This is a genomic window from Aliihoeflea aestuarii, assembly GCF_024105665.1.
In the GTDB taxonomy this organism is placed as follows: domain Bacteria; phylum Pseudomonadota; class Alphaproteobacteria; order Rhizobiales; family Rhizobiaceae; genus Aliihoeflea; species Aliihoeflea aestuarii.
Genome location: NZ_JAAAMK010000003.1, coordinates 551,789 through 564,003 on the forward strand (window position 1 = coordinate 551,789; position 12,215 = coordinate 564,003).

Sequence of the window (12,215 nt, forward strand, 5' to 3'; positions counted from 1 at the left end):
ATGGCGAGGACGCCGAAAACACGACATTCGGAGCCGAGCAAATCGGGATCGACGATCGACATCGATCCGAAGGATGTGAAGCGCATCGACGGCACGACGCCCGCGCCCGAAGACGGCGTCAGCGACATAACCTCGAACGAGAGCATCGAAGCTGCGAAGCCTGAGGTCGCCAAGGCGTCAGCGCCGGTCGAGAAATCTTCCGAGACCAAGCCGGTCGATGCCGGCAAGGCGAAGGCGGATGTGAAGCCGGACAACAAATCCGCGCCAGTAAAGTCGGCCGCCGCGAAGGCCGATGAAAAGCCGAAGGCGGCGACGGCGACGCCGTCCGCCTTCGCGACCAAGCCGGCAGGCGGGACCGCCGCTCCGCCGTCCTCCGCACGCCAGCAGGGCGGCAGTTCAGCGCTCATGGGTGGCGTGGTCGGCGGCCTGATCGTGCTGGCGCTCGGAGCAGGACTCCAGATGGCAGGGGTCTGGCCGGCAGCGCAGAGCGATGGCAATGAAGCCCGCGTCATCGCGCTGCAGACCGAGATCGAAACGCTTCGCTCCGACATCAACCAGCTTCGTTCCACTTCCGGCGACAGCGCGGCGGTCGAGGAGCGCCTTGCAGCCCTTGAAACGGCAATTGCAGACGTCGGTGATGCGCCTGATGCGAGTGCCGCCTTGGCCGAGGTCGAGCAGCGGCTTGCAAGCGCCGGCGATGCGTCGGCCGAAAACACCTCTCGTCTTGAAACCGTCGAACAGAGCCTTGCGGACATCGAAACGCGGCTTGCGACGGTCGAGGAGACGAACCCGAGCGAGCGCATCATCGCAGCTTCGGCGCTGAAATCGGCAATCGACCGGGGACAGCCCTTCACGGCCGAACTAGACGCCTATGCGGGCCTCGGCGGCGAGGGAAGCGAGGTGGACGATCTGCGTGCCTATGCCGAGGGCGGCATTCCGACGCGCGCGGAAATCAACGCCGAGGCGGAAGCAACCTCACGCGCGATGATCGCCGCAGGGTCGGGAGCCGCGGCCGATGCCGGGCTGTTCGACCGGCTGTCGGCAAGCGCCCGTTCACTGATTCAGGTGCGCCCTGTCGGCATGGCAGAGGGCGAGGATGTCGCGGCCACCGTCGCACGCTTCGAGACCTCGGTGCGACAGGACGATTACGCGCGTGCGATTGCCGAATATGAAAGCCTGCCGGAAGATGCACAGGCGGCCGGGGCCGAATTCATCGAAAAGGTGCGCGCGCGCCACGCGGCCGACCAACTGATCGACGATGCGCTCGCCGCCGCGCTTCAGGATAGCTGAGGAACCAACGACACCATGATCCGCATCCTGTTCTTCCTCGTTCCCGTTTTCGCGCTCGGCATCGCCTTTGCGTGGCTCGCAGAGCGTCCGGGCGACCTGACCGTCACCTTCGGCGGCTATCAGTATCAGGTGAGCCTCTTCGTCGCCGCGCTGCTGGTAACGGCGCTCGTCGCGGCGATCATGCTTGCATGGTGGCTCCTGAAATCGATCTGGACGAGCCCGCACGCCGTCTCCGGCCATTTTCGCAAGCGCCGCCGCGAACGCGGCTATGAGGCGCTGTCGGCCGGGATGATCGCAGCCGGTGCGGGCGATCCCATTTTGGCGCGGCGCAAGAAGAAGGAAGCGATGAAGCTTCTGTCGTCCGACCGCGAGCCGCTGGTCGCGCTGCTCGACGCGCAGGCCTCTCTTCTGGAAGGCGATCATCCCGCCGCACGCTCCAAATTCGAGGCGATGCTGGAAAAACCGGACATGAAGCTTTTGGGCCTGCGCGGGCTCTATCTCGAAGCCGAGCGCGTCGGCGACCGGCAGGTCGCCCGCCACTATGCCGAGCGCGCCGCCGAGACCGCACCGCAGCTTGCCTGGGCCTCCGGCGCGGCGCTGGAAGAAAAGACCGAAGCCGGCGACTGGGACGGCGCGCTGCGCCTGATCGACACGCAGAAATCGACCCAGCAGATCGACCGCGAGACGGCCGAACGCCGCAAGGCCGTCCTTTTGACGGCGCGCGCCATGGAGCTTCTGGACGCCGAACCCGTGCAGGCCAAGAACGCCGCGCTTGAAGCCAATCGCCTCGCGCCGGACCTCGTGCCGGCCGCCGTGACGGCGGCCAAGGCGCTGTTCCGGCTCGACGATCTGCGCAAGGGCGCGAAAATCCTCGAAGCGGCATGGAAACGTCAGGCGCATCCCGAAATCGCCGATGCCTATGTGAACGCGCGGCTGGGCGATTCCACGATCGACCGACTGGCGCGGGCGAAGAAGCTGCAGGCGCTCAAGCAGAACAATCCCGAAGCCGCGCTGACCGTCGCACGGGCCGCGCTGGCGGCCGGGGATTACACGCTTGCCCGCGAACAGGCCGAGGCCGCGATCCGGCAGGAGCCGCGCGAAGGGGCCTATCTGGTTCTCGCCGACATCGAGGAAGCCGATACCGGCGATCAGGGCCGCGTGCGGCAATGGCTGGGCAAGGCGCTGCGTGCTTCGCGCGATCCGGTCTGGGTGGCCGACGGTCAGGTCTCGGAGCACTGGGCGCCGATGTCGCCGGTCACGGGCCGCCTCGACGCCTATGAGTGGCGCGCGCCGGTCGAACGTCTCGGCCAGGTGATCGAGGCCGGCGACGAGGCCCTCGCGATCGTTCCGAGCCTGCCCGTGCCGGTCGAGCCGAAGGCGGAAAAGCCGAAGGCTCCGGTATTCGAAAGGCAGGACGACATCCTCGACATCGACGAGGCGTCCGAGCCGGTGCCGGAACGCAAGCCCGAGCCTGCGAAGCCGGTCGTGGCCGCGGAGCCGCTCAAAGATACTGTGGTGCCCGAACCAGCCGTCGAAGCCAAGCAGATCGAGCCCGCTGCCGACCTGACGGACAAGCCCGCGCTCGAGATCAAGCCGGCGCCGAAAGCCGAGCCCGCACGTCCCGTGCCAGCCAACGATGTGAAAGCGCCCACCGAGACGGGCGAGAAGCGACCGAAACCTGTCGAGCAGAAGCCACTGGTGCCGGATGCCGAACCCGTCGACGAGATCGAGGACGAGCCCGTCAAGGCGCCGATCCCCGACGATCCGGGTGTCGACGAAAACGAGAAGCCGCAGGCCGAAAGCCGGTTCAAGCTTTTCTAGATCTGCAACATGCCTTCATATTGGCCATCGCCATCGCCTTGCGTTAAATAAGTGCACAGGCGTGTGATTCTTCAGGCCGCACATTCAGGGAACGCCGCTCGCCCATGCTCGACCGACTTCTATCGCTGTTTCGTGACGTGCCTGCCTCGGGGGGCAATGCGGATCGCTCCGACGACCCGCGTGTCGCGGTCGCCGCGCTCATGTATCACATCATCGATGCGGACGGCGTTCGCGGCGCGGACGAGGCCAAAAAGCTGCGCCGCACGGTCGCCGAAGCCTACGCGCTTTCCGGCAGCGAACTCGACGACGTCCTGATCGCCGGCGAGACGGCCGAGCGCGACGCGGTCGATTTCTACGCCTTCACCAGCGTGATCAACCGCCGCCTCGACCACCCCGCAAAGCAGGAGCTCATCTCGCTGTTGTGGGAGATGGTCTATGCCGATGGCGAGCGCCACGAGTTGGAAGACAATATCGTGTGGCGCGTTTCCGAACTGATCGGCATCGACCCGCAAGACCGCGTGGCGCTGCGCCGGCGTGTCGCCGAACGTCTCAGAAACGAGGACAACGAAGGGGGCGACTGAACCGCGATGCTCGACCGACCGATCCCGAGAGCCGCAACATGCGGCAACAGGCAGATCCTCGTCGTCCTGCATCAGGAGCATTCGAGCCCCGGCCGCGTCGGGCAATTGCTCGTCGCCAACGGCTTCCATCTCGACATCCGCCGTCCGCCGCTCGGCGATCCGCTTCCCGAAACGCTTGCCGATCACGCCGGCGCCGTGGTTTTCGGCGGGCCGATGAGCGCCAACGATCCCGAGGACTATGTGAAACGCGAGACCGACTGGCTCGCGGTTCCCCTGAGGGAGGACAAGCCGTTTCTCGGCATCTGCCTCGGCGCGCAGATGCTGGTCAACCATCTGGGCGGCAAGGTCGGCGGGCGCGATGACGGGCTGGTCGAAATCGGCTGGTATCCGATCGAGGCGACGAACGAAGCGCGCGCACTGCCGCTCGACTGGCCGGACATGGTCTACCAGTTCCACCGCGAGGGCTTTTCGCTGCCGTCCGGCGCGCAGCTTCTGGCGACGGCGCGCGACTATCCCAATCAGGCGTTCCGCTATGGCGAGAATGCGTGGGGCATCCAGTTTCATGCGGAACTGACGCGCGTGATGATGCACAAATGGGTGGTGAAGGGCGCGCACCGGTTCGTGCTGCCGGGCGCGCAGCAGGGGCGCGACCATCTCCATGGACGCCTGCTCTGGGACCTGAAGCTGAAAGCCTGGCTCGACGGCTTCCTCAAGCTGATATTCGAGCGCGAAACGGCCGTCGCGCAAGCGGGAAGATAGGCCGGCCGACAGCCCGCACATGCAACCTATTTGCACGTTCAAGGTTTCGCTAATGGACGAGCAAGGGGCATATGCATGAACGACACGATCAAGGCACCGGCACGCGGACGCGACGCGGACTGGCCTTCATCGATCCCGCGCGCCGGCTGGACGGATATCTTCTGGCGCGTGTGGGCAAACATCAACGATCACCGCGTCATGCTGATCGCGGCCGGCGTGACCTTCTATCTTCTGCTGGCACTGTTCCCCGCGCTCGCCGCCTTCGTGTCGATCTACGGTTTCGTCGCCGATCCGGTCACCGTCGCCGACCATATCTCGTTTCTGGGCGGCTTCCTGCCCTCGGCCTCGCTCGACATCATCTATACCCAGCTCGAGGCGCTCGCCGAGCAGCGGCCCGAAGCGCTGAGCTTCGGCTTCATCACCGGTTTCCTCATCGCGCTGTGGAGCGCGAACAACGGCATCAAGTCGATGTTCGACGCGATGAACGTCGCCAATCAGGAGAACGAGAAACGCTCCTTTGTGAAGCTCAACCTGATCTCGTTCTGCTTCACGCTGGGGGCGATGTTCCTGGCCATCGCCTTCATCTTCACGGTCGGCGTGGTGCCGGCGATCCTGGCGCTTTTGCGGCTCGACGATTTCGGGCCGATGCTGATCGCCGCGCTTCGCTGGCCGGTGATGCTGATGATCATCATCACCGGAATCTCGCTGCTCTACCGCTTCGGCCCGAGCCGCGAATATGCGAAATGGCGCTGGCTGTCGTGGGGCGCGTGCTTTTCGTCCTTCGTCTGGATCGTCATGTCGTTCGGCTTTTCCTGGTATCTCCAGAACTTCGCCGACTACAACGCGACCTACGGCTCGCTCGGCGCAGTCATCGGCTTCATGATGTGGACGTGGATTTCGACGATGATCGTGATCGTCGGCGCCGAGATCAATGCCGAGATGGAGCATCAGACGGCGCTCGACACGACGACGGGAAAGACCCGCCCGCTGGGCCTGCGCGGCGCGACCATGGCCGACACGCTGGGCAGGTCGGCCGAGGCGCATATGCAAGACGAGCATCCGGGCGACGCGCCGCCGCCGAAGAAGGCCGGTGTCGGTTTTCTGGCCGCTGCGGCTGTCATCATGATCGCGATCCCGGTGTTGCACCGGGTGCGGTGACAGATAAGTCTTCGAACGTCCTGGGCGCGATCCACGAAAGCAGGAGGCAGGCATGGAAGCGCAGGTTCGCGAGCTTTTCGGCCGCTATGCGGAATTCTTCAATCATTCGCTGGCAGGCGATGTCGACGATGAAGGATTGTCGTCTCTCTACGCGGCAGAGTTCATCGCTGCTTCGCCGGCGGGTATCATGGCCGGAAAGAACGATGCCCGGTTCGGCAAGGCCATGGCGCAGGGATATGAGCGGTATCGCGCCATCGGCACGAAGGAGATGCGGCTGCGTGACGTGACGCTGTTGCCGATCGACGAGCATCACTGCGTGGCGAAGGTCGCGTGGAGGGCGATCTACGAGAAAGCAGGCCAGCCTGACCATCCGGTCGATTTCGACGTGCACTATTTCGTCCAGAAGCTGAACGGAAAGCCCAAGGTTTTCGGATGGGTTTCAGGCGATGAGGAAGCGCTTCTGAAAAAGGAAGGCATAGTCTGAAGGCGGCAACGACAACTGGTGGAGCTGAGCGGGATCGAACCGCTGACCTCGTCATTGCGAACGACGCGCTCTCCCAACTGAGCTACAGCCCCGCACCAGTGCCGCGCATTTAGGGATTGCCCCGGTTTTGTGTCAAGCGTCATCTGGGTGGCCATGCGGGTCTTGTCCCGTCCGGGGCCAGCGGTTACATGTCGCCCACGTTCCACCATGCATCGGTCGCGGGCCGATCGACCAACGGAGACCGGCATGATCGCCCTCATTCAGACCATCATCCTGGCGCTGGACATCTATTGGTGGCTGATCATCCTGTCGGCGATCTTCTCCTGGCTCTATGCCTTCAACGTCGTCAATCCGCGCAACCAGTTCGTCGGCACGATCGGCAATTTCCTCTATCGTGTGACCGAACCGGCGCTCAGGCCGATCCGCAATCTCCTGCCGGATCTCGGCGGCATCGACATTTCGCCGATCATCCTGCTCCTGATCATCTTCTTCATCCGCACCTTCATCATCACGACGGTCGCGCCGGCGCTGATCTGATCCGGCGTGCCACGGGCGGCCGCCTGCGCCGCCCCCTTTCGCAAATGCGAAAAAGCCTGTATGAGCGCGGCAACGAAAATCGCCGCGCCTTCGCGCGCCGGCCACAATTCCTAAAGAGACACCATGAATCTCCGCAATATCGCGATCATCGCGCACGTCGACCATGGCAAGACCACGCTCGTCGACGAACTTCTCAAGCAGTCGGGCTCGTTCCGCGAGAACCAGCGCGTTGCCGAGCGCGCGATGGATTCGAACGATCTCGAAAAGGAACGCGGCATCACGATCCTCGCCAAGGCGACCTCGGTCGACTGGAAGGACACGCGCATCAACATCGTCGATACGCCCGGCCACGCCGATTTCGGCGGTGAAGTCGAGCGCATCCTGTCGATGGTGGACGGTGCGATCGTGCTGGTGGATGCCGCCGAAGGCCCGATGCCGCAGACCAAGTTCGTCGTCGGCAAGGCGCTGAAAGTCGGTTTGAAGCCCATCGTCGCGATCAACAAGATCGACCGTCCCGATGCGCGCCACGAGGAAGTGATCAACGAGGTGTTCGACCTCTTCGCCGCGCTCGACGCGACAGACGAGCAGCTCGATTTTCCGATCCTCTACGGTTCGGGCCGTGACGGCTGGATGGCCGAAAGCCCGGAAGGCCCGAAGGAAACGCGCCTCGAGCCGCTCTTCGACCTCGTCCTGAAGCACGTTCCGGAGCCGACCGTCGAGCCCGGCCCGTTCCGCATGATCGGCACGATTCTCGAAGCCAACCCGTTTCTCGGACGTATCATCACCGGCCGCATCGCATCGGGTACGCTGAAGTCCAACCAGCAGGTCAAGGTGCTGCATCATGACGGCTCGCAGATCGAGACGGGCCGCATTTCGAAGATCCTCGCCTTCCGTGGTCTCGAGCGCCAGCCGATCGACGAAGCGCAGGCAGGCGACATCGTCGCGATCGCGGGCCTGTCCAAGGGCACCGTCGCAGATACGTTCTGCGACCCGCAGGTTACGGAGCCGATGCAGGCGCAGCCGATCGATCCGCCGACCGTGACCATGTCCTTCATCGTCAACGACAGTCCGCTTGCCGGCACCGAGGGCGACAAGGTGACGAGCCGTGTCATCCGCGACCGTCTGATGAAGGAAGCCGAGGGCAATGTCGCGCTCAAGATCGAGGAATCGGCCGACAAGGATTCGTTCTTTGTTTCGGGACGCGGCGAATTGCAGCTTGCCGTCCTGATCGAGACGATGCGCCGCGAAGGCTTCGAGCTTGCCGTCTCGCGTCCGCGCGTCGTCATGCAGAAGGACGAGAATGGCGACCTTCTGGAGCCGATCGAGGAAGTCGTCATCGACGTCGATGAAGAGCATTCGGGCGTCGTCGTGCAGAAGATGTCGGAGCGCAAGGCCGAGATGGTCGAGCTTCGCCCGTCGGGCGGCGACCGCCAGCGTCTCGTCTTCCATGCGCCGACGCGCGGTCTGATCGGCTACCAGTCGGAGCTTCTGACCGATACGCGCGGCACGGCGGTGATGAACCGCCTGTTCCACTCCTACCAGGCCTATAAGGGCGAACTGGCCGGCCGCAGCAACGGCGTTCTGATCTCGAACGATCAGGGAGAGTCGGTCGCGTTCGCGATGTGGAACTTGGAGGATCGCGGCCCGATGGTCATCGACGCCGGCGTCAAGGTCTATCAGGGTATGATCATCGGCATTCACTCCAGAGACAACGACCTCGAAGTGAACGTCCTCAAGGGCAAGAAGCTGACCAATATCCGCGCCGCCGGCAAGGACGAGGCCGTTCGCCTGACGCCGCCGATCCGCATGACGCTGGAACGCGCGCTCGCCTGGATTCAGGACGACGAACTGGTGGAGGTGACGCCGAAGTCGATCCGCCTTCGCAAGCTCTATCTCGATCCGAACGAGCGCAAGCGCTTCGAAAAGTCGGCGAAGACCGCCGGCGCGGCGTAAAAGGTCGTTCCAGCATTTTCCACGGCCGCGTCTTCATCGCAAGGCGCGGCCGTCTTGCCTTCGGGGCATGGCTCGGACTATTTCGAGAGACCGAACGAGACCAAGAGGAAGCTGGCGCGTGATCTACATTCTTCTGTGCAAGGACAAGGCCGGGCATCTCCAGACCCGGCTCGACAACCGCCCGGCTCATGTCGAATTCCTGAACGGCCTCGATGCTGCGGGAATGCTGCGCTTTGCCGGTCCGTTTCTGGGCGATGACGGCAAGCCGAACGGCTCGATGGTTGCGTTGGAAGTGGCGGACGAGGCCGAGGCTCGGGCGATCGCCGAGAACGATCCATATGCCAAAGCGGGCCTGTTCGAGAGCGTCGATATCAAGCCCTGGAACTGGGTCTTCAAGAAGCCGGACGGCGTCTGATGCAGTACTGGCTGTTCAAGTCCGAACCGGATGTCTTTTCCTATGACGACCTCGTCGCCAAAGGCAAAAAGGGGTCCGAATGGGACGGTGTGCGCAACTATCAGGCGCGCAACAACATGCGGGCGATGAAGAAGGGCGATCTCGGCTTCTTCTATCACTCCAATATCGGCCTCGAGGTCGTCGGGATCGTCGAAATCTGCGAGGAAGTGCACCCCGATTCCACGACCGAAGATGCACGCTGGGAATGCGTTGATGTGCGCGCCGTCGAGCCCGTGCCGACGCCGGTGACGCTTGCCGACGTGAAGGCCAATCCCAAGCTTGCCGACATGTCGCTCGTCACCTCCATGCGCCTTTCCGTGCAGCCGGTAAAGCCGGACGAGTGGAAGGAAGTGTGCCGCATGGCGGGGTTCAAAAAGATACCGTGACGGACCGGCGCGATTTCATCCGCGCCAATACCGCGCTGATCGCGCCGCCGCACGTTCCCGAAATTCGCCTGCACCTTGCCGACGAAGCGCACGATCTGTGGCATCGCACGGAAGACGAGTTGCAGGCGATCGGCGTCGAGCCGCCCTTCTGGGCGTTCGCCTGGGCAGGTGGGCAGGGGCTTGCGCGCTACATTCTCGACAATCCGCAGATCGTGGCGCGCAGGCGCGTGGTCGATTTCGCGACGGGTTCCGGCCTCGTGGCGATCGCGGCGATGAAAGCGGGGGCGGTATCGGTACTGGCGAGCGACATCGATCCGTTCTGCGAAGCGGCGGTTGCACTGAATGCCGAGGCGAATGGCGTGTCTGTGGAATTCACCGAACACGATCTGGTGGGTGAGGCGCTCGATTGCGACGTGCTTCTGGCGGGCGACGTTTTCTATGATCGCGCCTTTGCCGAGCGGCTCCTTCCGTGGATGCGGGGGCTGCCCGCAGACGGTGTGGACGTGATCGTCGGCGATCCGGGCCGGGCCTATCTGCCGAAGACCGATCTTGCCGCGCGCGCCACCTATGAAGTGCCGGTCACGCGTGTGCTCGAGGATTCCGAGGTGAAGAAAACGACCGTCTGGTCGTTCACCTGACGACGGTCAGCACCGTTTTCGGCGACAGGCGGGGCAGCAGCCATTCCAAGTCGCGACGGGAAATCGCGACGCAGCCTTCCGTCGGCAGGTAACCCGGCCGCGCCAGATGGAAGAAGATCGCGCTTCCCATGCCGCGCTTGCGCGGGCGCATGTTCGCATCGAGGACGATGACCACATCGTAGAGATGATCGCCGCGCCGCATGCGCTCGTGGCTTGCCTTGTAGGGCAGGGATACGGGACGGTTGTAGTTGCGGTCGGCGGGGGCATCGCACCAGCCGTCGTCTTCGCCAATCGGCTTTAACGAGAGGCCGGAAAACAGCGGGCGCATGCGGTCGCGGCGGACAAAAGCGTGCATCAGGCGCATCGAGCCGAGCGGTGTCGCGCCGTCGCCCTCGCGCTTGATCGTCTTGATGCCGCCCCGGCCGAGCGCGCAGCGGATAACGCGCCCTGCAACGCAGAGTAGGCCCTGCCTCTGGTCGAGCGGCGCTGGCCGCACTACCATATGTCGGATGAACGGTCCTTTTTTCGCCGCAGGTCCGTTGCATTCACGGAAAAGCGCATATGATCGCCTGCTCAATGTTGCCACTTCGAAAGTCTCTTCTGCCTGACCTTGTCCCCTATCTGGATCAAGTGCCTGCTTCAACAAGATGGATCAAACGATGACGTCACGGACCATTCTCATCGTCGACGACGACAATGACCTGCGCGAGACCCTCGCCGAGCAATTGTCGCTCTACGAGGAGTTCGACGTTTTGCAGGAGGAAACGGCGGGCAAGGGGGTGGCGACGGCACGCGCCGGCATCGTCGACTTGCTCATCATGGATGTCGGCCTGCCGGACATGGACGGGCGCGAGGCGGTGAAGATGCTGCGCAAGGGCGGCTACAAGGCGCCGATCATCATGCTGACCGGGCAGGATACGGATTCCGACACGATCCTCGGTCTGGAAGCCGGTGCCAACGACTATGTGACGAAGCCTTTCCGCTTCGCCGTGCTGCTTGCCCGCATCCGCGCGCAGATGCGCCAGCATGAGCAGAGCGAGGACGCGACGTTCAATGTCGGACCATACGTCTTCAAGCCGAGCCAGAAGCTTCTGACCGACGCCAAGGGCGGCAAGATCAGGCTGACCGAAAAGGAAGCCTCGATCATCAAGTATCTCTACCGTTCCGACAAGAAGGTGGTCACGCGCGACGTGCTCCTGGAAGAGGTGTGGGGCTACAATTCGGGCGTCACCACCCACACGCTCGAAACCCATGTCTATCGCCTGCGCCAGAAGATCGAGCGCGATCCTTCCAATGCCGAAATTCTTGTGACAGAAAGCGGCGGATACAAGCTCGTTCCCTGATTTGGGTCGAGGCTGCCTGCGGGAAGTGGGGATTCCGGCGGGCAGACGGGGAAGCCGATGGCATTGGACGACGACATTCGCATTCTGTCCGACGTGGAACTCCTTGAGGGGTTCACGCAGGAACAGTTGCGCCTGCTCGCCTTCGGCGCCGAGAATCTGCGGCTTGCGGCAGGGCGCGTGCTCTACCGCGAGGGGCAGTCTGCCGAGAGCGGATATGTGGTGACGCGGGGAACCGTGGCTCTTTATCGCGAGCGTGACGGGGAGCGGGTCACGCTGGCGGAAGTCGGGCCGGGAACCATGCTCGGCGAACTCGCCATCATCGCGCCGACGACGCGGTTGACCGGCGCGGCGGCGATTACCGATGTCGAGCTGATACGACTCAACCGCACGCTTTTTCGCCGCATCCTGACGGAGTATCCGGAGACGGCCGCGATGCTGCATGCGCGAATCACGGACAATCTCGGCAAGCTGCTGGCCGACATCCAGACGCTGGCACCGCGCTTTTCGGAGTGAGTCTCACCATTTCGGCCGTCACCTCTGTGCTCGTCACAGAGGTCCATGCCTCTTCGCTTGTGTCGTTCGAGCCGGTGAACATTGAATCCTTGAACGCCAAAGCAACCGCGGTTGGGCACGCGGAGATGCCGAGGCCTGGCAACTGTGTTTTCAGGCGTATTGTTTTTGTTGGCGTTGCATTGCGTTGAGGACGGTGAGGAGTTTCCTTGCGACGGCGATGATGGCGAGTTTCTTGGAGCCGGATCTCGCGGCGATTGCGGTGTAGAAGGCTTTGAACCTTGGCGCTGCACGGATGGCG

General features: G+C 63.5%; 14 protein-coding genes and 1 tRNA gene. 13 read left to right on the forward strand and 2 right to left on the reverse strand.

What is annotated here, in order from left to right; all coding sequences use genetic code 11:
* The 6 genes from GTW25_RS10400 (at position 1) to GTW25_RS10425 (ending at position 6,093) form a co-directional block, all read left to right on the forward strand.
* Positions 1 to 1,290: a hypothetical protein gene (locus GTW25_RS10400; protein WP_252912023.1), complete on the forward strand. Its 1,290-nt coding sequence runs from the start codon at positions 1 to 3 to the stop codon at positions 1,288 to 1,290.
* 15 nt (positions 1,291 to 1,305) lie between these two features.
* Positions 1,306 to 3,111: a heme biosynthesis HemY N-terminal domain-containing protein gene (locus GTW25_RS10405; protein WP_252912024.1), complete on the forward strand. Its 1,806-nt coding sequence runs from the start codon at positions 1,306 to 1,308 to the stop codon at positions 3,109 to 3,111.
* A 104-nt stretch (positions 3,112 to 3,215) separates the two neighbouring features.
* Positions 3,216 to 3,692, forward strand: a complete 477-nt coding sequence (locus GTW25_RS10410) for a tellurite resistance TerB family protein (RefSeq protein WP_252912025.1) — start codon at positions 3,216 to 3,218, stop codon at positions 3,690 to 3,692.
* A gap of 6 nt (positions 3,693 to 3,698) precedes the next feature.
* Complete coding sequence (locus tag GTW25_RS10415; protein ID WP_252912026.1) at positions 3,699 to 4,451, forward strand: glutamine amidotransferase; 753 nt, start codon at positions 3,699 to 3,701, stop codon at positions 4,449 to 4,451.
* Positions 4,452 to 4,526: 75 nt separating this feature from the next.
* Entirely contained in the window at positions 4,527 to 5,609 is a 1,083-nt protein-coding gene (locus GTW25_RS10420; RefSeq protein WP_252912027.1) for a YihY/virulence factor BrkB family protein, read from the forward strand.
* Between the two features lie 52 nt (positions 5,610 to 5,661).
* Entirely contained in the window at positions 5,662 to 6,093 is a 432-nt protein-coding gene (locus GTW25_RS10425; protein ID WP_252912028.1) for a DUF6841 family protein, read from the forward strand.
* A 16-nt stretch (positions 6,094 to 6,109) separates the two neighbouring features.
* Here the strand turns inward: GTW25_RS10425 and GTW25_RS10430 are convergent.
* Positions 6,110 to 6,185: transfer RNA gene (locus tag GTW25_RS10430), tRNA-Ala, on the reverse strand.
* Positions 6,186 to 6,339: 154 nt separating this feature from the next.
* On the opposite strand from GTW25_RS10430, the gene GTW25_RS10435 reads away from it, so the two are divergent.
* The 5 genes from GTW25_RS10435 (at position 6,340) to GTW25_RS10455 (ending at position 10,061) form a co-directional block, all read left to right on the forward strand.
* Positions 6,340 to 6,630, forward strand: a complete 291-nt coding sequence (locus GTW25_RS10435; RefSeq protein ID WP_252912029.1) for a YggT family protein — start codon at positions 6,340 to 6,342, stop codon at positions 6,628 to 6,630.
* A gap of 123 nt (positions 6,631 to 6,753) precedes the next feature.
* Positions 6,754 to 8,583 carry a translational GTPase TypA gene (gene typA / locus GTW25_RS10440; RefSeq protein ID WP_252912030.1) on the forward strand — a complete coding sequence of 610 codons (1,830 nt, stop codon included), beginning with the start codon at positions 6,754 to 6,756 and terminating at the stop codon, positions 8,581 to 8,583.
* A 118-nt stretch (positions 8,584 to 8,701) separates the two neighbouring features.
* Positions 8,702 to 8,998: a YciI-like protein gene (locus GTW25_RS10445; RefSeq protein ID WP_252912031.1), complete on the forward strand. Its 297-nt coding sequence runs from the start codon at positions 8,702 to 8,704 to the stop codon at positions 8,996 to 8,998.
* Complete coding sequence (locus GTW25_RS10450) at positions 8,998 to 9,423, forward strand: EVE domain-containing protein (protein WP_252912032.1); 426 nt, start codon at positions 8,998 to 9,000, stop codon at positions 9,421 to 9,423. Before GTW25_RS10445 ends, GTW25_RS10450 begins: the two co-directional genes overlap by 1 nt.
* Positions 9,420 to 10,061, forward strand: coding sequence for a class I SAM-dependent methyltransferase (locus GTW25_RS10455; RefSeq protein ID WP_252912033.1), 642 nt, complete (start codon positions 9,420 to 9,422; stop codon positions 10,059 to 10,061). Before GTW25_RS10450 ends, GTW25_RS10455 begins: the two co-directional genes overlap by 4 nt.
* Here GTW25_RS10455 and GTW25_RS10460 read toward each other — a convergent pair.
* The gene (locus tag GTW25_RS10460) at positions 10,054 to 10,563 is read right to left on the reverse strand and encodes a L,D-transpeptidase family protein (RefSeq protein ID WP_252912034.1); all 510 of its coding nucleotides are present in this window, start codon (positions 10,561 to 10,563) and stop codon (positions 10,054 to 10,056) included. The two genes, GTW25_RS10455 and GTW25_RS10460, sit on opposite strands and share 8 nt — an antisense overlap.
* A gap of 157 nt (positions 10,564 to 10,720) precedes the next feature.
* On the opposite strand from GTW25_RS10460, the gene GTW25_RS10465 reads away from it, so the two are divergent.
* Together GTW25_RS10465 and GTW25_RS10470 are read left to right on the forward strand one after the other, a co-directional pair.
* Complete coding sequence (locus GTW25_RS10465) at positions 10,721 to 11,404, forward strand: response regulator transcription factor (protein ID WP_252912035.1); 684 nt, start codon at positions 10,721 to 10,723, stop codon at positions 11,402 to 11,404.
* A 57-nt stretch (positions 11,405 to 11,461) separates the two neighbouring features.
* Positions 11,462 to 11,917: a cyclic nucleotide-binding domain-containing protein gene (locus GTW25_RS10470; RefSeq protein ID WP_252912036.1), complete on the forward strand. Its 456-nt coding sequence runs from the start codon at positions 11,462 to 11,464 to the stop codon at positions 11,915 to 11,917.
* The last annotated feature ends 298 nt before the right edge of the window (positions 11,918 to 12,215 follow it).